The following is a 22,331-nucleotide window of genomic DNA, read 5'->3' on the forward strand; positions in this document are numbered from 1 at the left end:
TCATGTCTGTCGGCGGCGTAGACACCTACTACGACTACGACGAACGCCGGTGGAAATTCCGTCGCCTCGGCGGAGGTCCGGTCCATACGGCTCGCGTCTGTCCCAGCCCACCTGAGGCCGCGGACACCGACCGGACCGACCGGACCGACCGGACGAGGCCTGCGTCGGTTCGCGGTACGACGGAATCCCGAACGGCACGCGTCCGCGCGGGCGAGGATTGATTCACCAACTGCCGGCGAACCGGCAATACAGAGCGCTTCGCGCCGGACGGCACACGGCCAGGCCGAGTGCAGCCAAGCTCGAAAGCCGGGTCTCGTCCTGGCGGCCGGGACTGGGTCCGGCGCGAAGCCATGGAACGAGTCGGCGATCCTGCGGCCCATCGCCCGTTCGGCGTCAGCGGTTGGATGACATCGATACTTGTCATCGTTTGGATGACATGTTATACCGGAGGTGCGTATTGACACCACAGTTGACTTGATGCCACAGGAGGTGCAGACGATGTTGATGCGCACAGACCCGTTCCGCGAGTTCGACCGGCTTGCCCAGCAGGTCTTCGGGAACCAGGCGCCGGGCACGTGGTCGCGGCCGGCCTCGATGCCGATGGACGCCTACCGCCAAGGCGATCAGTACGTCGTTTCCTTCGATCTTCCCGGTGTCGCACCGGACGCGATCGAACTCGACGTCGAGCGCAACGTACTCACGGTGAAGGCCGAGCGCAGGCCGCTCGAGCTCGGTGACGGCGTGGAGATGCAGGTTGCCGAGCGCCCGCTCGGAGTGTTCTCCCGGCAACTGTTCCTGGGCGACACACTGGACCCCGACGGGATCGAGGCCCGCTACGAAGCCGGCGTCCTCACCCTCAGGATCCCGATCGCCGAACGAGCCAAACCACGCAAGATCTCGATCGCGAGCACCGACAACGATCACAAGGAGCTCAACGCCTGATCAGGCGCGCCGGTGGCAGGGTTTGTCGATGTCGACGGACTGAGATCGATGACGGCGGACACACAGCAAGGCGGACCGTGGTGGAAGGAGGTGAAACCGGCCGTCATTCGACACGAGTTCTGATCGGTGATGCGGTCGCCCGCCACGTCACACTCTTCACCAGGCGGGCAGCCGCATCACCCCGAAGCGCCTCCGGAACTCCTACCGCTACCGAGAATATGAACCGAGCAGTTGTGCCTGTCAGCCGAGTGCCTTGAGGAGGGTCTCCGAGAAGGCCGGCAGGTCGTCCGGGTTCCGGCTGGTGATCAGGTTCTGGTCGGTGGCGACTTCCTGATCGACCCAGGTCGCCCCTGCATTCTGTAGGTCGGTCTGCAGGCTGGGCCACGACGTCAGCGTGCGTCCACGAACCACGTCGGCCTCGATCAGCGTCCAGGGCGCATGGCAGATGGCGGCCACTGGCTTGCCGGAGGCAACGAAATCTTTGACGAAGGCAACGGCCTTGCCGTCACGGCGCAGCGCGTCCGGGTTCGCGACGCCGCCGGGCAGGACAAGAGCGGCGAACTCGTCCACCGCCACATCGCCGACGACGGCATCGACCGGCAGCTTCTCGGCCGCCGTCAGGTGGTCGAACGTCTGGACCTCACCGCTGTCCGGACTGACCAGGACCGGTTCATGGCCGGCGTCCTTGACCGCCTTCCACGGCTCCGTCAATTCGACCCGCTCGATTCCCTCCGCGGCTACCAGGAATGCGATCCTGCTCATTCGATCCTCCTCGGATTCATACTTTGCCTTCTTGCCTCTGCTCCCCTGGACGACTACCGGGGTACGTCGCCGCGCCAGGCGCCGGTCTCGGTGCCGCGGCTCTCGATGAACGCCTTGAAACGCTCGAGGTCGCCCTTCACCCGGCCTTCGACCACGCCGAACTTGTCGCCGATCTTCTCCAGGAAACCTTCCGGATCGATGTCCAGCTGCGCGGTCACCCGGCTGGTGTCATCGGACAGTTTGTGAAAGGTGATCACACCGGCGTGCTGCGGCCCGGAGTCCGACTTCCACGCCACCCGCTCGTCCGGATGCTGCTCGGTCACCGTCGCGTCGAACTCACGAGTGGCTCCGCCGACCTTCACGACCCAGTGATTGTGGGTGTCGTCGAGCTGACGAATCTCCTCCACACCCTCCATGAACTGCGGGAAGGACTCGAACTGCGTCCACTGGTTGTACGCCGTCGTCACCGGGACCTCGACATCGATCGACTGGGTGATCGTGCTCATCCGCCGTACCTCCAAGAGTTGTTGCCATCGTTCGGACCACAACCCGGTACCCCCGACTCGGGAAGCGACTCATCCTGTGGCGGTCTCGCTCGCGCCCAGGTAGCGAGGTGAGGCCGCCCATCCGGTCAGGAGGTGCTCGGCGAAGAGGTTGTCGACGACGAGCGAGCAGCGGGCTCCGAACAGTACGTCGCTGATCGCGTCGGGATGCTGCTGCAGGTAACTGCCGCAGAGGTCGTGGGCCGCGATCTGCTCATGGACGGCGTCTGCTTCGACGTGCTCGGTGAAGTACTGCGCCTGCTCGTCCGACGCGCCGAGCCTCGCGGCGCCGGCGGCGTACTGCCGGTTGGGCAGCGTGGACGTCATCTCGAGCGCCGCCAGGTGACCGATGAGGGCGGCGGTCCAGCGGCGGTGGATCGCGAACAGCGACATCACGTTCGACACGGCCAACGTGACGGCCGGAACCTCCGCGACGTACCGGCCGTAGCTGTCGTCGAGTCCGAGCCAGCGCATCGTCGTCCGGAACAGCTCGGAATGCATCCGCTCCGGCCGGCCGCCGCCGTACTCGTCGGACTCGATCTCGACCAGCGCCGCCTTGGCAGCCCCGTCCAGACGCGGAATGGCGAAGCTGTGCGGATCGGCCTCCTTGAGCTGGTAGACCGACCGGTTCAGAACGAACTCGCGAAACTGCTCTCGCGTCGCATGCCGACGCAGGTACGGCGCCAACCGCGGTCCGTCATCGGCATCGATCATCGACCGGAGCTGGACCGCGACCGGCTCGCCGGTCGGATCAACCCGGCAGCTGGACTCCAGCCAACGGATCCACGGACGCTCCAACTGGTTGCGGACCGCAATGATGTCCGGATCCCACTGCGCCTCGGGGTCGACGCCGTCGAAGCCGCGGTACTGCAACTCGTAGGCGATCCAGAGCGCAAGCTGCAGATCCTCATCAGCGAACGGCTGACCGGATCGCACGATCTCGACGGACCGCTGGACACCTGTGAGCCGGTCAGTCAGCCAGGCACTGAGCGGCCCACGCGGCGGTGGTACCTGCATGTATGTCTCCTCGACGATTGGCAGCCGACCGGTACCCGGCCTGAAAACCGTTACTGAGCTGGGTACTGGCGGTGCTATGACCATGCAGGACGACAGCGCGGCCCAGATCCGCTTCTACCCGGACGGTCCGATGCTGGTCCGCGGCGACTTCGAGCTACTCGACGAGGACGGCGATCCGATGCCCGCGGCACGCCGTACCGTCGCGCTCTGCCGCTGCGGGCGCACCGCGATCCCTCCGTTCTGCGACGGAACGCACACTCTCCCGCACCGAACCAGCTCCTGACCTGCGCGTCGCCGGCTCCAGGTGAATTGACGGGTTGGACGTGGGTACCCGGAAGGATGACGACGACGAACCGCTCGGTCTGGCAGGCGACCGCGACCAGCCCGGAGTACGACGCGATCGATCGCGACCAGCATTGCGACGTACTCGTCGTAGGTGGCGGCGTGATCGGGCTGACGACCGCGCTGTACCTGCAGCAAGAGGGAACGGATGTCGTCCTGCTCGAAGCCGCGCGGATCGGCGCCCGGACCAGCGGCAACACCACAGGCAAGGTCACCTCGCAGCACGGCGCCATCTACGCATCCCTGGTCGATCGGCACGGTCGCCACAAGGCCGGGCAGTACGCCTCTGCGAACCAAGGCGCGGTCGAGCAGATCGCGCTGTTGGTCGACCGGCTCGGTATCGACTGCGAACTGACCAGAGGGCCGTCGTTCGTCTACTCGGCGAGCAATCTGCAGCGTGAAGCAGATGTCGCCTGGGATCTGGGCCTGCCGGCGCAACTCGCGGGACCTGACGAGACCGGCCTGCCGGGGCAGGGCACGTCAGCTGTCCGCTTCGACGACCAGGTGATGCTCCACCCGGTCCGTTACCTCGCCGGCCTGGCCCGCGCCTTCATCGAGGCAGGCGGCCGGATCTACGAGCGCAGCCGAGTCACAGACCTCGATCCCACCGACGACCGCGTCGAGGCGCTGACCGCGGACGGGCCTCGAGTCAGCGCAGCGCACGCCGTCGTCGCCACGCTGCTGCCGATCGGCACTGTCGGCGGGTACTTCGCCCGTACCAGGCCGAATCAATCGCACGGGATCGCCGTACGGCTACCGGTCGAGGCACCAGCCGGCATGACCATCTCCGCCGACGCACCGGTGCGGTCTACGCGACCGTGGCCGGGTGGCGGACCCAACGGACTCATCGTGGTCGGCGGCGGCCACGAAACCGGCGCGGAGCAGGACACCGACGCGGCGTACCGCAGTCTCATCGAGTGGGTCGGATCGCTCTGGGACACCGACGTTCAGCCCGACTATCGCTGGTCCGCCCAGGACTACAGCACCCCGGACCTGCTCCCGTACGTCGGTAAGGCGCCCGGCTCGCCGATCCTGATCGCGACCGGCATGGACAAATGGGGTCTCACCAACGGAACCGTTGCCGCCGGCATCCTGCGCGACACCGTCCTCGGCCGGGACAACCCCTGGAGCGAGCTGTACGACGCCAGTCGCATCGGCGATGCGCACGCTGTCGCGGAACTCGTCAAGGACAACCTCAAGGTCGGCAAGGAATTCGCCACCGGCCACCTCCGCCGCATCCTCGGCCGCGGGCTCGACCATGTGGAGGTAGGCGAAGGCGGCCTGTACGACCTCGACGGCAAGACAGTCGGCGCATACTGCGACCACGACGGCCGCCTGCACACCGTCGTACCGGTCTGCACGCACCTCGGCTGTCCCCTGCGCTGGAACCAAGGCGACACCACCTGGGACTGCAACTGCCACGGCTCCCGCTTCGCACCCGACGGCTCCGTCCTCGACGGCCCGGCAACAACCCCGCTGGCCAAGCCCGACGAGTGAGCGGTTGCGCACTACCTGGCCAGGCGAGCGTGGTCCAGGTCGCCCCAGACCTGAACGATCCGGCCGCTGTCCACGTGATACATCGCGAGCTCCTGCAGGCTCACGGCTCGCCCGGCGGGCGTGGTGTAGGTGTCGACCAGATGCGCACTCAGCCAATCGCCATCGATCAGCAGGTGCCGCAGGTCCCAGTGGAAGTCTGGATACTCCTGTACGACGATCCGCAGCCCCGCGGCGTATCGGTCCAGGTCCTGGGACTCACCGTTGACCTCGACCGTCCCGGCAACAAACTCACCGAGCTCGTCGAACCGGTGCTCATTACAACGCCCCAGATACCGCCGATAAAACTCGTCCAGATCGCCACGCTCCATACCTCACCAGTACCCAACAGACCGCCGCCCACCTGGCCCGGCTGCTCCGCGACCAGCAATACCCGGTGAACGGGGGGGTGATGACTCTCGTCTGCCTGTTTCTTCCTGGCTACTAGTCCCCAAGGAAAGTGGACAGGCTGCTGCACCGAGGCCTCGCCTGTTTGCCCCGTGGGGCTACGGGAACATGCGAGGTGTGACAGGGGAACAGAGTTCGCGTGCGGTGACCCAGCCCGAGTGGGTCGCGCCGATGCTCGCCACCCTGACCGAGGACCGCTTCTCGGACCCGGACTGGCTCTACGAGCGCAAACTCGACGGGGAACGCTGTCTGGTCTTCCGTACTGCGAACGGCGTCCGACTGCTCTCCCGCAACCGCAAGGAACTCAACAACCACTACCCCGAACTCGTCGAAGCGCTGGCCGAGCAGGCGAACGAGGACTTCGTGGTCGACGGAGAGATCGTCGCCTTCGAGGGCGGCCGGACAAGCTTCTCCCGGTTGCAGGGACGCATGCAGGTCAACGATCCCGACGCGGCACGCCGTACGGGCGTGAAGGTCTTCCTCTACGTGTTCGACGTACTGCATCTGGACGGAGACGATCTCACCGGACTCCCACTCCGCCGACGGAAAGCGCTCCTGCGCGGCGCGCTCGAGTACGGCGGTCCGCTCCGCTTCACCCCACATCGGATCGGCAACGGTGTCCCGTACTGGGAAGACGCCTGCCGCCGCGGCTGGGAAGGTCTGATCGCCAAGCGGGCTGCCGGAACCTATACCAACGGCCGCTCCAAGGATTGGCTGAAGTTCAAGTGCGCCACCGCGCAGGAGTTCGTGATCGGCGGATACACCGATCCTCAAGGCAGCCGAGTCGGGTTCGGCGCCCTGCTGATCGGCTACTACGAGAAAGGTGAGCTCCGGTACGCCGGAAAGGTAGGTACCGGCTACGACCGAGCCATGCTCGAGCGACTGAGCAAACAACTCGCCGATCTCGAACAGGACGAACCATCGTTTGCCAGCGGCAACTTGCCGCGCTCACGGGTGCACTGGGTGAAACCGCAGCTCGTCGGCCAGGTCGCCTTCAGCGAATGGACGCGCGACGGGCAACTGCGCCATCCCAGCTTCCAGGGACTGCGCGAGGACAAGTCTCCACGCGACGTGGTTCGGGAGCGAGCACAGTGACCACCGATCAGGTCCGGGTCGGCCGTCGCACCATCCAGCTGAGCCGGACGGACAAGGTCTTGTTCCCCGACGACGGTCTGACCAAAGGCGACCTCGTCAGCTACTACGAGACAGTCGCGCCACAGATGGTCCCGTATCTGAAGAGACGTCCGTTGTCCCTCGAGCGATTCCCGGACGGCATCGGCGGCCAACGGGTCTTCCAGCAGACCGTGCCGCGATACTTCCCCGGCTGGATCGAGACCGCATCGGTGAAACGGGTCGGGGGCGCCGGCAACGTGAAGCACGCGGTCGTCGGCTCTACCGCCGCGCTCGTGTACCTGGCAAACCAGGCCTGCATCACTCCGCACGCCTGGCTGTCTCGCGCCGACCGCCCGAAGAATCCCGACCAGCTGATCTTCGACCTCGACCCGCCCGGCGACGACTTCCCCGCGGCACGTCGCGCCGCCCTCGACGTCCACCAACTCCTGACCGAGCTCGGGCTCCCCTCGCTGGTCAAAACCACCGGTGGAAAGGGCCTTCACGTCCACGTCCTCCTGGACCGTACGGCGGACTTCGACCAGGTGCGCGAATTCGCGAAGGGCGTCGCACAGGTGCTCGTCGCTCGCGACCGGAAGCGCTACACCACCGAACAGCGCATAGCGAAACGGGAAGGGCGGCTGTACCTCGACATCATGCGCAACGCCTACGGGCAGACCGCAGTACCGCCGTACGCCGTCCGAGCCCGCTCGAAAGCACCGGTCGCCACCCCGTTGGACTGGAACGAGCTGGACGATCGCCGGCTGCGCGGCGACCGGTTCACCATCCGTACAGTCCCCCGCCGCCTCGACCAGGACGGCGATCCGTGGCACGCAGCCAGTCACCGAGGCCGCTCGCTGACTCGCCCCCGGCGCCAACTGAACGAGCTGCTGACCGAGACAGAGGCGCTCAAGGCTTGAGCAGGACCTTCAACGCGGTTTGGAGTGTCGGTCGGGCTGGTACCGGGGGGCGTATGGACAGGCCGAGGGTTGTCATCGTGGGTGCTGGGTTCGCGGGGTTTCATGCTGCGCGCCGGCTGCGGAAGCTTGCCAAGGACCGTGCCGAGATCGTCCTGGTGAATCCGACCGACTACTTCCTCTACGTGCCGCTGCTGCCGGAAGTTGCCACCGGCATCATCGAGCCGCGTCGGGTGACCGTGTCGCTGGCCGAGACTCTGCCGGGGGTGCGGCTCGTGCTCGGTGAGGTCGACGGTCTCGACCTCGACGCGCGGACGGTCCGGTACGCCGAACCGACCGGAGCGCGCGGTGAGTTGTCGTACGACCGGCTCGTCATCGCCGCCGGCAGCGTCAACAAGCTCCTGCCCGTTCCAGGAATCACCGAACACGCACACGGTTTCCGCGGGATCCCCGAAGCGATCTTCCTCCGCGACCACCTCACCGAGCAGCTCGAGCTGGCCGACGCGACCGACGACCAGCAGTCCCGGGACGCCCTGTGCACCTTTGTCGTCGTCGGCGCGGGATACACCGGCACCGAGGTCGCCGCCCATGCTGTCCTTTACACCGAGCTACTGAGGAAGCGCCACCCGCGCCTCCGTGATCAACGCATCCGATGGATGCTCCTCGACGTCGCCGACCGCGTCCTTCCGGAGCTCGACGAACGTCTCTCCCGTACGGCGGACAAGGTACTGCGCGAGCGCGGCGTCGACGTCCGGATGGGTGTCTCGATCGAGGAGGCGCTCGAGGACGGCGTACGGCTGACCGACAAGAGCTTCGTACCGACCCAGTCGCTCATCTGGTGCGTCGGCGTACGGCCCGATCCGGTCGTGGACGGGCTCGGCCTGAAGACCGACAAGGGACGGCTGGTGGTCGACGAGTACCTCCAGGTGCCAGGGCGTCCCGAGGTCTTCGCGTGCGGCGACGCGGCCGCCGTACCCGACCTAACCCGGCCGGGCGAAGTCACCCCGATGACGGCACAGCACGCCCAGCGACAAGGGAAACAAGCAGCCGACAACATCGCAGCAAGCTTCGGAACGGGCATCCCGCGGCCCTATCGCCACGAAGATCTCGGCTTCGTCGTCGACCTCGGCGGTACCCAGGCAGCTGCCAACCCGCTGCACGTGCCGCTGGCCGGTCTGCCCGCGAAGGTCGTCACCCGCGGGTACCACCTGCTGTCGATGCCCGGCAACCGCGTCCGCACCGCCGCCGACTGGTTCTTCGACGCGGTCCTGCCGCGACAGACCACCCAGCTCGGCGTCATCCCGGCCGACGAGGTGCCACTCGAGACCGCGTCACCAGAGCAGACACGCACCTGACTAGGTCAACGCGAGGCGGACGAGGGCAGTCGAAACAACACCTGCGACCGCGGCCGGCAGCATCGGGACGCGGACGAGGTTGAGGATGCCGGCCACGCCGACTCCGACCAGCTCGGTCCAGTCGACCGTGTGGCCGCCGAGATCGGTGACGATCAGTCCGGCGAGCAACGCGGGTGCCGTGAACTGCGTGATCCGGACGACGGCCGGTGGCAGCTGACGCTTGCCGAGTGCCAGTGGACCGGCTGCCTTCATCAACCAGTTAGCGGCGCTGACGGCCAGTACGCACAGCCACAGCTTCATCAGGCCTCCTTTGTCGCAGTCCGATCAGGGTGGCCGCGGCCGCGCCGAGCAAGGCGTAGCTGGGACCGGTGACGAACAACAGCCCGGCGGCGATCATCCCGCCGAGCACACTGACGAGGATCGCCCGGCGGGAACGGCGTACCTCGTCGATCAGCAAGATGATGAAGAACGCCGGGAACGCCACGTCGAGACCGAGCCGGTGCATGAGATCCGGAGAAGGAGCGGCTAGTACGCCGATCGCGGTGCCGCCGGTCCAGCAGATCCATTGCGGGACGCTGACGCCCACCATCCGCCAGATGTCGTACCGATCGCCCTCGTCGTGAGCGGCCAGGAACGACGCGTCGACGATGGCTTGTGCCTGGAGGACGCGGGTCAGCCGGCTGCCGCTCATACTCGGGGCGATCGCGACGCTCATCACCAGGAAGCGCAGGTTCATCACCACGGCCGCGACGATCGCCGCCAGAACCGTTGCCCCGGACAACGAACTGAGCAACGTGAACTGGGCCGAGCCGCTGAACGCGAACCCGGAGAACACGACCGGCAGCGCGGTCCCCCAGCCCCGCGACCGCGCTTCGGCGCCGAAGTTCAGCGCCAGTACGCCGGCCGCGAGCCCCGGCCCGATGCCGATCCGAAGCCCTTGAGCGAACGAGTGCCGACCGGGTGACGTCATACCGTCGTCCCCCGGGTCCGCTCGTAGTGCCGTCGGGCACGGGCCCGGTTCCCGCAGTCGGCCGAACTGCACCACCGGCGCGAGCCGTTCTTGCTCCGGTCAAGGAACAGCCAGCCGCAACCGTCATCCGCGCACTGCCGCAACCGCCCCAGGTCCTCGTCCTCGAACAACCGCCAGACCGCCAGTCGAACCGCGTCCCCCGGACCATCGGCCCGCCACCCGAACGGACTCACCTCGACCGCAGCCGATCCGACAACACCGCCGATCAGACCCTGCAACGCATCGATCGCAGCCCGAGCCGGCCGATCCCCGACAGCGAGAGGCGAGAGTACGTCGTACGCAATGCCCCGCGCCGCCACCAGCTCGTCACGCAACCGCGGCGTCACCACATCCGAACTCGAGCCGACCGCGTCCATCCACAGCTCGACGTTCGCCAGCTCCGCGAACCGATCAACCGTCCGCCCGGGATCGAGACGCCAGGCCACGGTATTCACCAGATCGAGCGCAAGGTGCCCACCGACCAACTCCGGCCGATACCTCACCGGGAACCACCTCCACTTACGACCCTAACACGCAATATGGCTTTTGCCAGTTAGAGACGGCGAGGCGCTATCCGGTGAGACTCCACACCAGGTGGGTACGAGCACCGCCGCCGGGTCGAGACCCGGGTCAGCGATCTGCCCGGCTGGGTCTATCCGTCCTGGCCGCAGGTGCACCGGATGATGACCGAGTACGAGCCGCGCACCGGTGATCACCTCGTCCTGGACACAACCCGTCCGGTCGACGCCTCGTACCAGGAACTGACTGCTCATCTGACTCGCGCATAGCCGTGGGTCGTCGCGGGATTTCTGAGAGTGACGGTTGGTTGTTTACCTCGCGCACATGTGGGGTGCTCGCAGTGTTGGGGCCGGCGCGGCTGTCGGCTCTCACGATTGGTCAGGCTCTGACGGCGCAGTCAGGGCCGGCCAATCCTGTGAGGAGGAATCGTGATACGGAAACGCATCGCGGCCGCGGTCGTGGCGGCGGCAGCCGCCATCGCCTCGGCGGTGGTCGTCAACGGCCACTCGGCACCCGCGCAAGCGGTGGCCAGCGTGCCGGTCTTCGACCACATCGTGCTGGTGATGTTCGAGAACCACGCGTACTCGCAGATCAACGGGAGCTCGAGCGCTCCGACGTTCAACAGCCTGGCAAGCCAGGGCGCGAAGTTCACCCAGGCGTACGGCGTCACCCACCCCAGTCAACCCAACTACGCGGCGATCTTCTCCGGATCGACGCAAGGCCTGACCAGCGACAGCTGCCCGCACACCTACAGCGGCAACAACCTGGGCAAGCAGCTGATCGACGCCGGTAAGACCTTCAAGGGCTACTCCGAGAGCATGCCGTCGGTCGGCTACACCGGCTGCTCGAGCGGCCAGTACCAGCGCAAGCACAACAGCTGGGTCAACTTCAGCAACGTGCCGTCGGCGAACAACCTGCGGTACTCCGACTTCCCGGGCTCGGCCGACTACGCGAGCCTGCCGACCGTGTCGTTCGTGACGCCGAACATGTGCAGCGACATGCACGACTGCTCGGTCGGCACGGGTGACACCTGGCTGAAGAACAACCTGACGGCGTACGCGTCGTGGGCGAAGACCCACAACAGCCTGCTCGTGATCACCTTCGACGAGGACAACGGCGGCTCGTCGAACCACATCTTCACCGCGTTCGTCGGCGCGCACACGCAGGTCGGCACCTTCTCCAACCAGATCAACCACTACAACGTCCTGAGCACCATCGAGAGCGCCTACGGGCTGACGCACCTGAACTCGGCCGCAGCGATCACCAACGTGTGGAACTAGCCGTCCCCCACTCGCGGCCGCGTCACGCCATGACGTGACGCGGCCGCGACCCCGCCCCTCGGAGGTGACTCTCGTGTACCTGTCCTCGATCGACCGTCCGCACGCCGCGAGATCGTCGCGCCGGCGGGCGCTGTTCCTCGTCAGCGGCAACGTCTTCGCCCTCGGCGCCGTCAGCCTGATCACGGACATCTCCTCGGAGATGGTGACCGCGGTACTGCCGGTGTACCTGATGATCGGCCTGCACCTGAGCCCCACGGTGTACGGCGTGGTCGACGGCACCCACACCGGCGCCACCGCACTGTTGCGGCTCGTCGGCGGGTACGTCGCCGACCGGGCCCGCCGGCGCAAGTTCATCGCCGGTCTCGGCTACGGCTTGTCGGCCGTGGCGAAACTCGGCCTACTCGCTGCGGGCAACGCCGTCGGCGCGATCGGCGCCGTGATCGCGCTCGACCGAACCGGCAAGGGCCTGCGTACCGCGCCGCGCGACGCACTGATCACGTTGTCGACGCCGCCGCGGTTGTACGGCCGCGCCTTCGGAGTACACCGGATGATGGACACCATCGGAGCCTTCGCCGGGCCGCTCGTCGCGCTCGCGATCCTGGCCGGGACCGCGCAGGCGTACGACGCGGTGTTCGTCACCAGCTTCTGTATCGCGGCGTTCGGTGTACTCGTGCTGGTCCTGTTCGTGCGAGACCACCGCGATGAGCAGCCGGCGAAGGCTACGGTCGCTCCGTCCGCACTGCGAGGCCTATTGCGGATCGCGCCGGTACGGCGGCTCGTGCTGGCCGCGTGCCTGGCCGGGACAGTGACCATCGGCGACGGCTTCGTCTATCTGCTGCTGCAACGGCGCGAGGAGCTGAGTATCGGCTGGTTCCCGTTGCTTGCTGTGGGCACCAACCTGTCCTATTTTGCTGTTGGCCGCGCCGGTGGGTGTGCTCGCCGACAGGATCGGCCGCCAGAAGGTGGTGATCGCCGGCTACCTCGCGTTGATGCTTGTCTATCTACTGCTGTTCGGACCACTCGGCGGTTGGCCACTTCTGGTCGCCGTGCTGGCTCTGTACGGCCTCTTCTACGCATCGACGGACGGCGTCCTGATCGCGCTGGCCGGACCGGTGCTGCCCAGCGGCGTCCGTACGACGGGGATCGCGCTGATCCAGACCGGACAGGCCTTGTCCTACCTCGTCTCCTCGATACTCTTCGGGCTCGCCTGGACGACCTGGGGCCCAACTGGCGCGATCCGGATCGCGGCTGCAATCGCCGCGGTCGCCGTACTCGTGGTTGCGTTGCTGTTGCGCGGGATCCCAGCCGACGCGGAGCAGCCGGCATGACGCGGCGGATCGTGCTCGCCTTGATCGGGGCGCTGGTGCTGGCCACGGTCGCGATCGGGTATGGCGCTTTCGCCGCCGCACGTCAGCCGACGCCGGTCGCCGCGACCGGGGCACTGAGCCTCACCGGTCCGCGGATCATGTTCCGCAGTACCGCACCGGACAGCAAGGGGCAGGTGGCGTTCGTTGCCAAGGACAACCCGGGTGGACCGCGCTCGGTGTCCGCTCTGACCTGCCTGCGGGTCTACGCGGCCGGCGGCACCGGGACCTGTCTGCGGCAGGACGGCGCGCTGGCCACCTTCCAGATCGCGATCCTCGACAAGAACCTCAATGTGCAGAAGGCGATCCCGCTGGTCGGCGTACCGAACCGGACCCGGGTCTCCGGCGACGGCCGACTGGTGGCCTGGACGGTTTTCGTGGCGGGCGATTCGTACAACCACGGCCGGTTCTCCACCCGCGCCGGGCTGATCGACCTCAAGACCGAGGACATGATCGACTCGCTCGAATTCCTGTCGGTCACCCTCGACGGACATCCCTACACCGCCCCTGACCTCAACTTCTGGGGCATCACGTTCGCGGCCGACGACAACACCTTCTACGCCACGATGTCCACCGCGGGCCAGCGCTACCTGGCGCAAGGAGACATCGCCACCAAGTCGGTCCACACCATCGCCCGAAACGTCGAATGCCCGTCCCTCTCCCCCGACGGCAAACGCATCGCCTTCAAATCCGCGATCAACGACAACCCCGCGAACGGCTGGCGCCTGACCGTCCTCGACCTGGCCACAGGCACCAGGACCCCACTCGCCGAATCCCGCAGCATCGACGACCAGCCCGCCTGGCTCGACCAGAACACCATCGGCTACGCGGTCCCCCACGGCTCCGGCGACTCAGACATCTGGTCCGTCCCCGCCAACGGCTCAGGCAACCCGCACCTCCTCATCCCCCACGCCGAATCCCCGGCCGCCCTCAGCACCGATTGACACCTACCGTGCGACGTAACTATCGTTACGTGCAGCATATGTTTCATCTGCCTGAGGGAAGTGAGAGATGGACGCGGCAACGTGGGGCCTGATCATCGCGACGTTCGTCGCGTGTTTCGTGGAGATGGTGGAAGCCACCACGATCGTGATGGCGATGGGCTACACCCGGAGCTGGCGGTCGGCGCTGATCGGGACGTTCGCGGCGCTCGGTGCGCTCGCGGTGGTCACGCTGGCGGCCGGGTACGCGCTGGCGAACTGGCTGCCGGAGTCGGCGCTGCAGCTCGCCATCGGCGGACTGTTGCTGATCTTCGGTCTGCAGTGGTTGCGGAAGGCGATCCTGCGATCGTCCGGGCGCAAGGCGGTGCACGACGAGGACGCGATCTATCGCGAGGAAGTGGAGGCGGCCAAGGCGGCCGGTGAGGCGAAGCAGGGGCTGGATCTGTTCGCGTTCATGGTCTCGTTCAAGGGCGTGTTCCTCGAAGGCATGGAGGTCGTGTTCATCGTGCTGACCTTCGGTCTGAACGCGAACAACATCCCGGCCGCGAGCCTCGGCGCGGCCGCAGCCGTGGTCATCGTGCTCGGTATCGCGATCGCGCTGCGCCGCCCGCTCTCGATGATCAACGAGAACCTGCTGAAGTACGGCGTCGGCCTGCTGCTCGCGTCCTTCGGGACGTACTGGGCGATCGAGGGCATCGGCATCTTCCGCGACGGCCGCGAGAGCCTGAACTGGCCGGGTCACGACCTGATGATCCTGGCCCTGCTCGCCGCCTGGCTGCTGCTCAGCCGGATCTTCGTGACCGCGCTGCGCAAGCCGGCCGCACCCACCCCGGCCGTGGCCGGCGACATCGCCGTGGAGGTGAAGAAGTGAAGTTTCTCAAGTCCTTCGGCCAGTTCTGGTACGACTTCATCATCGGTGACGACTGGAAGATCGCGGTCGCGGTGGTCATCACCCTGGCGATCATGGTCGCCGCCATGCTCAGCGGCGCCCTCAGCGACACCGCCCTCACCTTGATCGGCGGAGCCCTGGTCCTGGTCGCCTTCAGCATCAGCCTCGCGATCGACGTCCGACAGAAGAGCCGCTAACCCCTCCCCAACCCGATGGCCCCGCACTCCGGTGCGGGGCCATCGGGCCATGTCGATGCTAGGTACTGCGTACTGAGAGCGTGCTGAGCCCGGTATGCCGAAAGATGCTGCGTGAGAACGTGTTCCCAGGTCATGGCCGGCTCGGTGCCACGGTTGAGGTCCTGGATCCGCGACCGCAGCGCATCGTCGGTCAGCAACGAGGCGACGGTCCGCACCATCTCCGCGTCACTGTTCACCAGATATCCCTCGATCCCCGGCCGGATGAACTCGCCGACCCCACCGGAAGCCATCGCCACGACAGGCAGCCCGGCGCAGCGTGCCTCGAGGGCCGCGACACCGAACGACTCCAGCTCCGCGGGCGCGAGGTAGACGTCCGCGGAACTGTAGAGCTGCCGGATCTCGAAGCGCGTCAGGCGCCCCGCCAGCTCGACCCAAGGACCGACGCGCCGGGCCGCGGCAGCCACTGCACCTGCTTGGGGACCGTCCCCGACGATGACCGCGCGCAGCCGGATAGCGGACGGAACCGCCGCACGGATCTCCTCGAGGATCCGGAGAAACGCCATCGGACGCTTACGACGCGTCAGCCGCATCGTGCTCACGATCGTCAGCGGATGCTGCTCACACGTGCCCGAAAGCCACAACCGCGGATCGATCCCGTTGTGCAGTACGCCGATGTGCCGGGAGGGCAGGCGGTTCCGGAGTACGGCGGCAACCGCTTCGCTGACCGCGGTCCACTGCGCGGTGCCGACGTACCGGGCGATGCGTTCGACCGGCCACGGCGTCGACGGGCTCGGCAACGAATGCACGGTGACGAGCGCGTTGTTCACGAGTCGCGCAACCCGCCAGGCCAGTGGTGACACCAACGATGAGTGGCAGTGCACCACGTCGAAAGTCGCCAGCGCCGACCGCAGCCGATCGATCGCCGACGGGAACGGTACGCCGGCCATCGCGGGCAGCCGCACGACCGGCACGTCTCCCGCGGGCCCGTCGGTGATCGTGAAGACCGTGACGTCGTGCCCGGCCCGGATCAGCTGTACGGCGAGATCGTGGACCTGGAGCTCAATGCCGCCGAGCCGTGGCAGGTAGCAATCACTGACGAGTGCGATCCTCACCCGGCCACCGCTTCCAGCCGCGCATCCGATGCCGTCCGACGGTGCAACCAGGACCAGACGGCAAGCAGTACGCCGCCGACCGGGATCTCCATCAGGTAGGTGAATCCGCGGAACAGAAGCAGACCAGCCGCGGCGCCTGCAGGGTCGGCGCCTAGCGCGACCAAGGCCGCCGTCGTACCGACCTCGACGACACCTGCGCTGCCGGGCGTGATCGGGACCATCGTGAGCAGACGCTCCACCGCGAGCACGGTGAACAACACAGGCAGGCCGACCTGGACCTGCAAGACCTGGAAGCACAGCCACAGCAGCGCGAATTGGAGGGTGAGGTACGCGATCATCCCGGCAGTCATCGGCCGCCATCCGGTCCGCATCACGTTCAGGACCAGGCGTCGCAGCCTGGGGAGCTGTTCGGTCAGTCGCGTCGGCCGGAGCCTGCCGATGACCTTGTCGACTGCGTTGCCGATGGCAACGGCTACCCGCTCGTCGGCGAGGATGCCGATACCGGCCGCCACCGCGATCGGTACGGGTAGCAGCAACAGGCTCGCCGAGCCGAACGCCGAAGCGCTGTGCAGGATCGGCACCAGACCGAGGGCGAGGGCGATCACGCCGAGCTTGGAGACGACGTTGAGCAGGGTGGTGACCGCGAGGAAGCTGCCGAAGCGGCCCGAGCTGAAGCCCCAGCGGCGGACCATGGCGAAGTTCAGCGCCGTGCCTGCGGCGCCGCCCAGCGGCAGAACGTTTGCCACTGCGCTGCCGGTCAGGCTCAGAGTTAGGCCGCGACGTTTGGTCAGACCGGGCAGCGACGCGGCCAGGACGAAGGAGTGTGCCCAGAGGCCGGCGATCCACACCACCGTCAGGAGCGCCAGGGATGCGGGCGAAACGCTGACGAGAAGAGCACCGACCTCGCTCCAGGTGGCGCCGACCGCGCGCGGCAGGAACACCACGAGCGCGGCAGTCAGACAAATGCTCAGGATGGAGGTCACCAGCCTGGATCTACTCGTTCTCACCAGAGCAAGCCTGGATTCCCGGCACTGAGAGGGTGCTGAGAGCAAGTGGCCGGTGAGTGATCCGCGTGCGATGCTCGGTCAATGGCCCGGCGTTTCACCCTCGTGGCTTTTCACGCGCACCCCGACGACGAGGCTCTGCTGATGGGTGGCACGTTGGCGCGGCTGGCCGCCGAGGGGCATCGCGTCGTGCTCGCGGTCGCCACCGACGGAGAGGCCGGCGCGGCGGCTTCGTCGTACCGGAGTGCCGGGCGGCTCGCGGCGCACCGGCGGGACGAGTTGGAGCAATCGGCGGCGGCGCTGGGGTGTGCGCGGGTGGTGCGGTTCGGGTTCAAGGACTCGGGTTGGCCGACCGCGGATGACGGTTTCAGCACGCTGGCGGTCGAGGATGCGGCGGCGCCGCTGATCGAGCTGCTGCGGGCGGAACGGGCCGACGCGTTGACGATCTACGATCCCGCGGGTGGGTACGGACACCCGGACCATCGGCAGGTGCACACGGCCGGGACGTACGCCGCGGCCCGGGCCGGCACACCGTTGGTGCTTGAGGCAACAATCGACCGGCGCCTGATCCGCCGGCTGGTCCGGCTCGTGACGGCGGTCCCCGGCGTACTCCCGGCCGTCTCCGCGGCGGACTACGACCACGCCTACTCCCCCGGTACGGCGATCACGCACCGCGTCGACGTCCGCGCGTACTCCGCCTCGAAGCGCCGGTCCTTCGAGGCCCACGCCAGCCAGGCCAGCTCCGACGACGGTGCGCGCACACTGTCGTTGCTGCTCAAACTGCCGCGCTGGTTGTTCCGTCTTGTGCTCGGCCACGAGTGGTACGTCGAACACGGCCGCACGCCTGGGGTCCCGCTCGACGACGTGTTCGCCAGCCTCCGGTAGCTGCCGCCTGGCACGATGGTCGAGAAGGAAGGTTCGACGTGTCCCCGATACGCAACGCCATCTCACGACTGCGCCGCGCCAGCGTGCGGAGCAGGTCGACCGCTGCCGCGGTGGTCGTCGTGGCGATCGCGATGGCGTTGGGTGCCGCCGTACTCCTCCTGTTGTTGCAACGGGCACTGATCACGACGGTGTCCGATGCCGCGGACGGCCGGGCCGCGGACGTCTCCAGTCAGGTCGCCGAGGATGGGGTGACGGCGCTCAGCACGGATCTGGCCAAGACCACGCGGGCGACGCAGATCATCCAGGTCCTGGATTCCTCCGGCCGGATCGTCGCCGCATCGTCAGCCCGGGCGGAGACCACGGCGCTGACCCAGCTACGCCCCGCGGCCGACACGATCCAGCGCGCCGAGGTCGGCGAGATGCCGCTGCTCGACGACGATCACGACTATCTGGTCGTCGCGCGCGGCGTCGAGTACGCCGGCCAGACGTACACCGTCGTCGTCGCGTCGTCGATCCAGACGCAGCGCGACACGGTGGCCACAGTGACGCAGTATCTCGCTATCGGCTTCCCCGTCCTCCTGCTGGTCGTCGGCGCGGCCGGCTGGATGCTGACCGGACGGGCGCTCGGGCCGGTCGAGCGGATCCGCAAGCGGGTGCAGGGCATCGAGTCGAGCGACCTGACCGAGCGGGTCCCGGTGCCGCCGACCGACGACGAGATCGCCCGGCTGGCCGCCACGATGAACGAGATGCTCGACCGTCTGCAGGCAGGCCAGGCCACCCAACGCCGGTTCGTCGCCGACGCGAGCCACGAACTCAGGTCCCCGCTGTCGACGGTTGCCGCCGGCCTGGACGTCATCGCGCCGTCGGCGCGCGGCCAGGCGTGGGAGGACCTGCACCAGTTGATGCGTGGCGAGGCCGAGCGGATGCGCCGGCTGGTCGAGAACCTGCTCCTGCTGGCGAAGGCCGACGACGCGGCCCTGCCGATGCAGCGGGCCGAGGTCGATCTGGACGATCTGGTCGACACCGAAGTACTGCGACTGCGCAGCGGCGACCGGCTCAAGGTAGTGGCCGATGTTCAGCCGGTCCGTGTCCACGGCGACCCGCTCCGGCTCGGCCAGCTGATCCGCAACCTCGTCGAGAACGCCGCGTTAGCCGCGCACACGACCGTGCGACTCAGCACCACCGAGCGGGACGGTTGCGCGGTCCTCACGATCGAGGACGACGGCGACGGCATCCCCGAGGCCGATCGGCGCCGCGTCTTCGAGCGCTTCGTCCGCCTCGACGCCAGCCGAGCGCGGTCCAGCGGTGGATCCGGTCTCGGCCTGTCGATCGTCCAGGAGATCATCAAGGCCCACGACGGCACGGTCACCCTGACCGCGGCACCCGCCGGCGGAACCACCGCCACCGTCACGCTTCCACTGCCGTGAGTGTGGTCTCAGGTTGCTCTCAGCAAGGGGATCGGACACTGGGATCATGCGGGTACTGATTGTCGAGGACGAGCTCCCTCTGGCCGAGACGGTGCGCCACGGTCTCACCGAGGACGGCTTCGTCGTCGAGGTGGTCCACAACGGCGAGGACGCGGTCTGGGCCGCGACCGAGCACGCGTACGACGTGATCGTGCTCGACATCATGTTGCCCAAGCTCAACGGTTACAAGGTGCTCGAGCAGATCCGCGAGCGCGGCGTCTGGACCCCGGTGCTGATGCTGACCGCCAAGGACGGCGAGTACGACCAGACCGACGCCTTCGACCTCGGCGCCGACGACTACCTCACCAAGCCCTTCAGCTTCCTGATCCTCGTCGCCCGCCTCCGCGCCCTGATCCGCCGCGGCGCCCCCGAACGCCCGGTCGTGATGACCGCCGGCGACCTCACCCTTGACCCCGTCCGCCGCCGGGTCGAGCGCATGGGCCAGGAGATCACCCTCACCCGCCGCGAGTACGGCCTCCTCGCCTACCTGATGCGCCACCGCGGCGAGACCGTGAACAAGACCCAGATCCTCGAGAACGTGTGGGATCCGGCATTCGATGGTGACCCCAACGTTGTCGAGGTCTACGTCCGCTACCTGCGGCTCAAGCTGGACGCGCCGTTCGAGCGGCACTCGATCGAGACCATTCGCGGCCTGGGCTACCGCCTCGATCCTGAGGGCGGCTGACTCGACAGCACCCGGTCGGGTGGCGCGACGAAACGTTCGACCGGCAGGCCGTTCAGGGCCTCGCGCATGGTGGATTCCCAGAGGGGGCCGGCTGTGCCGGAGCCGGTCGGGTCGGCGATGTCCTGGCCGTTGAGTTGGTGGCCGAACATCAGGTTCGTGTACGGCGGGGTCGCGTCGGCGACGACTGCCGCCGCGGCCAGGTTCGGGGTGTAGCCGGAGAACCAGACGGCGAGGTTGTTGTTGATGGTGCCGGTCTTGCCGGCCAGGTCCCAGTTTCCGAAGGACAGGTTGCCGCCGGTGCCACCGGGCTGCATCACCGCGCTCAGCACCCGGTTGACGCCGTCGGCGACCCACGGTTCGAGGACCTGCTTGCAGGACTGGCCGGTGCTGGCGACCGCCTTACCGGTCTGGTCGGTGATCGACGTGACCAGCAGCGGCTGGCAGTAGACGCCGCGGGCGGCGAAGGTCGCGTAGGCGTTCGACAGCATCAACGGCGTCACGTAACCGACTCCGAGCGTGAACGACACCACCTGATCCAGCGGCTGCAGGGTCTGTGCGTTGTACATGCCGAGCTTGGCGGCGATCGTCGCGGGTGCGCACAGCCCGGTCTTCTCGGACAGCTGCAGGAAGTACGTGTTCACGGAGTACCGCGCCGCGTCGACCATGGTGAAGTCGCCGCTCCTGGTCGAGTTCTGCGGGTGATAGTTGAGATCCCGCGTCACCCCCGTGCAGGTGCGGAACGGGACGCCGCTCAGGTCGATCTGCTGGGGTGAGTTGATCTTGTAGTCGATCGGGATGCCCTGCTGGATCGCGGCGGCGATCGTGAACGCCTTCATCGTCGAACCGTTCTGGAATCCGCCGTACCCACCGGCATACGACTTCTCGACGTTGTAGTTGTACGCCGTCTCGTCGCGGCCCTCGCCGTACGGCTTGCTCTGCACCATGGCCTTGACCAGTCCTGTCCCCGGCTGGACCACGGTGATCGCGGCGACCGTGTTGTCGCTCGGCTTGGTGTGCTCGTCGATCGACCGCTGCGCGGCCGCCTGGATGCGCGGATCCAGCGAGGTCCGGATCGTCAGGCCGCCGGTCTTCAGGTAGTGGTCGCGCTCCTGGACGGTGTCGCCGAGCGCCGGATCCTGGAGCAGCTTGGAGACGACGTACTCGCAGTAGAAGGGGTACGCCGAGTTGGCGCATCCGTTCGGCACCGTGCGCACCCGGGAGAGGTCGATCACCGGTGTCCGCATCGCGCCGTTCGCCTCGGCGACGGAGATCACGCCGAGCTGCAGCATCCGGCCGATCACGGTGTCCCGGCGGTTCTTGGCCTGGAACGGGTGGGTCACTGGGTCGTAGCCGGTCGGGTCCTTCACGATGCCGGCCAGCATGGCCGCCTCGGGCAGGGTGAGCTGGGAGGCGTTGACGCCGAAGTAGTGCTGGGCGGCCGACTGGACGCCGTACGTCCCGTCGCCGAAGTTCGCGAGATTCAGGTACTTGTCCAGGATCTCGTCCTTGGAGTCCTGCTGCTCGACGGCGATCGCATAGCGGAGCTCGGTCAGCTTGCGCTGGTAGGTGGGCGCGGTCGCGGCCCGCTGCTCGGCCGGCGTGCGCGCATTCTCCAGCAGGGTGAGCTTGACGTACTGCTGGGTGATGCTCGAGCCGCCCTGCTGCGTTCCGTCCGCGTGGTTGCGGATCATCGCCCGCAGCGTGCCCTCGAGGTCGAGCGCGCCGTGCTGGTAGAACCGCGAGTCCTCGATCGCGACGATCGCCTGCCGCATGCTCGGGGCGATCTGGTCCAGCCCGACCGGTACCCGGTTCTCGTCGTACAGGTTCGCGATCAGGCTGCCGTCGTCGGCCAGGATCCGTGTCCGCACATCAGGCGGCTGAGCGGTCAGCTTCTGCGGCAATCCACGCAGCGAGTCGACCACCTCTTCGCTGCCGAACCCTGTCAACCCTGCTAGCGGTACCACCAGCCCGGCCACCAAAGCACCCGCCATCGCGCTGACGCCGAACAGCCTCGCCAGCAACCGGATCCCGCCCCCATCGCTGCGCACTCCC

The 22,331-nt window shown here is 67.4% G+C and carries 24 protein-coding genes and 1 pseudogene; 15 read left to right on the forward strand and 10 right to left on the reverse strand.

All coding sequences use genetic code 11. The annotated features are described in order from the left end of the window. Positions 1 to 2 precede the first annotated feature (2 nt). Positions 3 to 221: a hypothetical protein gene (locus OHA10_RS33195; protein WP_371402715.1), complete on the forward strand. Its 219-nt coding sequence runs from the start codon at positions 3 to 5 to the stop codon at positions 219 to 221. A 277-nt stretch (positions 222 to 498) separates the two neighbouring features. Next, the gene (locus tag OHA10_RS33200) at positions 499 to 942 is read left to right on the forward strand and encodes an Hsp20/alpha crystallin family protein (protein ID WP_371402716.1); all 444 of its coding nucleotides are present in this window, start codon (positions 499 to 501) and stop codon (positions 940 to 942) included. Between the two features lie 240 nt (positions 943 to 1,182). Here OHA10_RS33200 and OHA10_RS33205 read toward each other — a convergent pair whose 3' ends face one another. The 3 genes from OHA10_RS33205 to OHA10_RS33215 all read right to left on the reverse strand — a co-directional run bounded on the left by OHA10_RS33205 (position 1,183) and on the right by OHA10_RS33215 (position 3,263). Next, the gene (locus OHA10_RS33205; protein ID WP_371402717.1) at positions 1,183 to 1,704 is read right to left on the reverse strand and encodes a type 1 glutamine amidotransferase domain-containing protein; all 522 of its coding nucleotides are present in this window, start codon (positions 1,702 to 1,704) and stop codon (positions 1,183 to 1,185) included. A 53-nt stretch (positions 1,705 to 1,757) separates the two neighbouring features. Then, positions 1,758 to 2,210: an SRPBCC family protein gene (locus OHA10_RS33210; protein WP_371402718.1), complete on the reverse strand. Its 453-nt coding sequence runs from the start codon at positions 2,208 to 2,210 to the stop codon at positions 1,758 to 1,760. Positions 2,211 to 2,279: 69 nt separating this feature from the next. Beyond that, the gene (locus OHA10_RS33215; RefSeq protein WP_371402719.1) at positions 2,280 to 3,263 is read right to left on the reverse strand and encodes an iron-containing redox enzyme family protein; all 984 of its coding nucleotides are present in this window, start codon (positions 3,261 to 3,263) and stop codon (positions 2,280 to 2,282) included. 76 nt (positions 3,264 to 3,339) lie between these two features. Here OHA10_RS33215 and OHA10_RS33220 point away from each other — a divergent pair, with 76 nt between their 5' ends. Together OHA10_RS33220 and OHA10_RS33225 are read left to right on the forward strand one after the other, a co-directional pair. Continuing rightward, positions 3,340 to 3,546 (forward strand): CDGSH iron-sulfur domain-containing protein, encoded by a 207-nt coding sequence (locus OHA10_RS33220; protein WP_371402720.1) that lies wholly within the window; start codon positions 3,340 to 3,342, stop codon positions 3,544 to 3,546. Between the two features lie 56 nt (positions 3,547 to 3,602). Next, complete coding sequence (locus OHA10_RS33225; protein WP_371402721.1) at positions 3,603 to 5,102, forward strand: FAD-dependent oxidoreductase; 1,500 nt, start codon at positions 3,603 to 3,605, stop codon at positions 5,100 to 5,102. 11 nt (positions 5,103 to 5,113) lie between these two features. Here OHA10_RS33225 and OHA10_RS33230 read toward each other — a convergent pair whose 3' ends face one another. Then, positions 5,114 to 5,470, reverse strand: coding sequence for an ester cyclase (locus OHA10_RS33230; protein WP_371402722.1), 357 nt, complete (start codon positions 5,468 to 5,470; stop codon positions 5,114 to 5,116). 193 nt (positions 5,471 to 5,663) lie between these two features. Between OHA10_RS33230 and ligD (OHA10_RS33235) the strand changes: the two genes are divergently transcribed. The 3 genes from ligD (OHA10_RS33235) to OHA10_RS33245 all read left to right on the forward strand — a co-directional run bounded on the left by ligD (OHA10_RS33235) (position 5,664) and on the right by OHA10_RS33245 (position 8,928). Then, positions 5,664 to 6,641 (forward strand): non-homologous end-joining DNA ligase, encoded by a 978-nt coding sequence (ligD, locus tag OHA10_RS33235; RefSeq protein WP_371402723.1) that lies wholly within the window; start codon positions 5,664 to 5,666, stop codon positions 6,639 to 6,641. Next, positions 6,638 to 7,576 (forward strand): non-homologous end-joining DNA ligase, encoded by a 939-nt coding sequence (ligD, locus tag OHA10_RS33240; protein ID WP_371402724.1) that lies wholly within the window; start codon positions 6,638 to 6,640, stop codon positions 7,574 to 7,576. The genes ligD (OHA10_RS33235) and ligD (OHA10_RS33240) overlap by 4 nt, the downstream gene beginning before the upstream one ends. A gap of 77 nt (positions 7,577 to 7,653) precedes the next feature. Then, entirely contained in the window at positions 7,654 to 8,928 is a 1,275-nt protein-coding gene (locus OHA10_RS33245) for an NAD(P)/FAD-dependent oxidoreductase (protein WP_371402725.1), read from the forward strand. On the opposite strand, the gene OHA10_RS33250 is transcribed toward OHA10_RS33245, so the two are convergent. From OHA10_RS33250 to OHA10_RS33260, 3 genes are read right to left on the reverse strand one after another with little or no spacing between them, the layout of a single operon-like run. Beyond that, the gene (locus OHA10_RS33250; RefSeq protein ID WP_371402726.1) at positions 8,929 to 9,228 is read right to left on the reverse strand and encodes an AzlD domain-containing protein; all 300 of its coding nucleotides are present in this window, start codon (positions 9,226 to 9,228) and stop codon (positions 8,929 to 8,931) included. It abuts the gene before it with no gap. Beyond that, the gene (locus tag OHA10_RS33255) at positions 9,188 to 9,898 is read right to left on the reverse strand and encodes an AzlC family ABC transporter permease (protein ID WP_371402727.1); all 711 of its coding nucleotides are present in this window, start codon (positions 9,896 to 9,898) and stop codon (positions 9,188 to 9,190) included. The genes OHA10_RS33250 and OHA10_RS33255 overlap by 41 nt, the downstream gene beginning before the upstream one ends. Then, positions 9,895 to 10,440 (reverse strand): CGNR zinc finger domain-containing protein, encoded by a 546-nt coding sequence (locus OHA10_RS33260; RefSeq protein WP_371402728.1) that lies wholly within the window; start codon positions 10,438 to 10,440, stop codon positions 9,895 to 9,897. Before OHA10_RS33260 ends, OHA10_RS33255 begins: the two co-directional genes overlap by 4 nt. A gap of 444 nt (positions 10,441 to 10,884) precedes the next feature. Here OHA10_RS33260 and OHA10_RS33265 point away from each other — a divergent pair, with 444 nt between their 5' ends. From OHA10_RS33265 to OHA10_RS33285, 5 genes and pseudogenes are all read left to right on the forward strand, one after another. Next, positions 10,885 to 11,736, forward strand: coding sequence for an alkaline phosphatase family protein (locus OHA10_RS33265; RefSeq protein ID WP_371402729.1), 852 nt, complete (start codon positions 10,885 to 10,887; stop codon positions 11,734 to 11,736). A gap of 229 nt (positions 11,737 to 11,965) precedes the next feature. Then, a pseudogene (locus tag OHA10_RS33270) lies at positions 11,966 to 12,589 on the forward strand (MFS transporter); the annotation flags it as partial. Positions 12,590 to 12,668: 79 nt separating this feature from the next. Further along, a complete protein-coding gene (locus OHA10_RS33275; protein WP_371408019.1) occupies positions 12,669 to 13,064 on the forward strand; it encodes an MFS transporter in 396 nt (131 codons plus the stop codon). 1,047 nt (positions 13,065 to 14,111) lie between these two features. Further along, on the forward strand, positions 14,112 to 14,912 hold the full coding sequence (locus OHA10_RS33280; RefSeq protein WP_371402730.1) for a COG4280 domain-containing protein: 801 nt from the start codon (positions 14,112 to 14,114) through the stop codon (positions 14,910 to 14,912). Next, on the forward strand, positions 14,909 to 15,127 hold the full coding sequence (locus OHA10_RS33285) for a hypothetical protein (protein ID WP_371402731.1): 219 nt from the start codon (positions 14,909 to 14,911) through the stop codon (positions 15,125 to 15,127). The genes OHA10_RS33280 and OHA10_RS33285 overlap by 4 nt, the downstream gene beginning before the upstream one ends. Here OHA10_RS33285 and OHA10_RS33290 read toward each other — a convergent pair. Beyond that, a complete protein-coding gene (locus OHA10_RS33290; protein WP_371402732.1) occupies positions 15,124 to 16,239 on the reverse strand; it encodes a glycosyltransferase family 4 protein in 1,116 nt (371 codons plus the stop codon). The genes OHA10_RS33285 and OHA10_RS33290 overlap by 4 nt on opposite strands. Beyond that, the gene (locus tag OHA10_RS33295; RefSeq protein ID WP_371402733.1) at positions 16,236 to 17,246 is read right to left on the reverse strand and encodes a YbhN family protein; all 1,011 of its coding nucleotides are present in this window, start codon (positions 17,244 to 17,246) and stop codon (positions 16,236 to 16,238) included. The genes OHA10_RS33290 and OHA10_RS33295 overlap by 4 nt, the downstream gene beginning before the upstream one ends. An 81-nt stretch (positions 17,247 to 17,327) precedes the next feature. Between OHA10_RS33295 and OHA10_RS33300 the strand changes: the two genes are divergently transcribed. From OHA10_RS33300 to OHA10_RS33310, 3 genes are read left to right on the forward strand one after another with little or no spacing between them, the layout of a single operon-like run. Then, positions 17,328 to 18,128, forward strand: coding sequence for a PIG-L deacetylase family protein (locus OHA10_RS33300; RefSeq protein WP_371402734.1), 801 nt, complete (start codon positions 17,328 to 17,330; stop codon positions 18,126 to 18,128). A gap of 38 nt (positions 18,129 to 18,166) precedes the next feature. After that, complete coding sequence (locus OHA10_RS33305; protein ID WP_371402735.1) at positions 18,167 to 19,555, forward strand: sensor histidine kinase; 1,389 nt, start codon at positions 18,167 to 18,169, stop codon at positions 19,553 to 19,555. A gap of 46 nt (positions 19,556 to 19,601) precedes the next feature. Beyond that, entirely contained in the window at positions 19,602 to 20,279 is a 678-nt protein-coding gene (locus tag OHA10_RS33310) for a response regulator (protein ID WP_371402736.1), read from the forward strand. Here OHA10_RS33310 and OHA10_RS33315 read toward each other — a convergent pair. Then, a complete protein-coding gene (locus OHA10_RS33315) occupies positions 20,252 to 22,327 on the reverse strand; it encodes a transglycosylase domain-containing protein (RefSeq protein WP_371402737.1) in 2,076 nt (691 codons plus the stop codon). The two genes, OHA10_RS33310 and OHA10_RS33315, sit on opposite strands and share 28 nt — an antisense overlap. Positions 22,328 to 22,331: the final 4 nt, after the last annotated feature.

This window comes from Kribbella sp. NBC_00662, assembly GCF_041430295.1.
In the GTDB taxonomy this organism is placed as follows: domain Bacteria; phylum Actinomycetota; class Actinomycetes; order Propionibacteriales; family Kribbellaceae; genus Kribbella.

Bases quoted from the DNA above. Each gene is read 5' to 3' on its own strand.
- OHA10_RS33300 (WP_371402734.1), top strand. From the start codon at position 17,328: ATGGCCCGGCGTTTCACCCTCGTGGCTTTTCACGCGCACCCCGACGAC.
- OHA10_RS33230 (WP_371402722.1), bottom strand. From the start codon at position 5,470: ATGGAGCGTGGCGATCTGGACGAGTTTTATCGGCGGTATCTGGGGCGT.
- OHA10_RS33250 (WP_371402726.1), bottom strand. From the start codon at position 9,228: ATGAAGCTGTGGCTGTGCGTACTGGCCGTCAGCGCCGCTAACTGGTTG.
- OHA10_RS33200 (WP_371402716.1), top strand. From the start codon at position 499: ATGTTGATGCGCACAGACCCGTTCCGCGAGTTCGACCGGCTTGCCCAG.
- OHA10_RS33205 (WP_371402717.1), bottom strand. From the start codon at position 1,704: ATGAGCAGGATCGCATTCCTGGTAGCCGCGGAGGGAATCGAGCGGGTC.
- OHA10_RS33280 (WP_371402730.1), top strand. From the start codon at position 14,112: ATGGACGCGGCAACGTGGGGCCTGATCATCGCGACGTTCGTCGCGTGT.
- OHA10_RS33255 (WP_371402727.1), bottom strand. From the start codon at position 9,898: ATGACGTCACCCGGTCGGCACTCGTTCGCTCAAGGGCTTCGGATCGGC.
- OHA10_RS33220 (WP_371402720.1), top strand. From the start codon at position 3,340: ATGACCATGCAGGACGACAGCGCGGCCCAGATCCGCTTCTACCCGGAC.
- OHA10_RS33210 (WP_371402718.1), bottom strand. From the start codon at position 2,210: ATGAGCACGATCACCCAGTCGATCGATGTCGAGGTCCCGGTGACGACG.
- OHA10_RS33225 (WP_371402721.1), top strand. From the start codon at position 3,603: ATGACGACGACGAACCGCTCGGTCTGGCAGGCGACCGCGACCAGCCCG.
- OHA10_RS33215 (WP_371402719.1), bottom strand. From the start codon at position 3,263: ATGCAGGTACCACCGCCGCGTGGGCCGCTCAGTGCCTGGCTGACTGAC.
- OHA10_RS33195 (WP_371402715.1), top strand. From the start codon at position 3: ATGTCTGTCGGCGGCGTAGACACCTACTACGACTACGACGAACGCCGG.
- OHA10_RS33310 (WP_371402736.1), top strand. From the start codon at position 19,602: ATGCGGGTACTGATTGTCGAGGACGAGCTCCCTCTGGCCGAGACGGTG.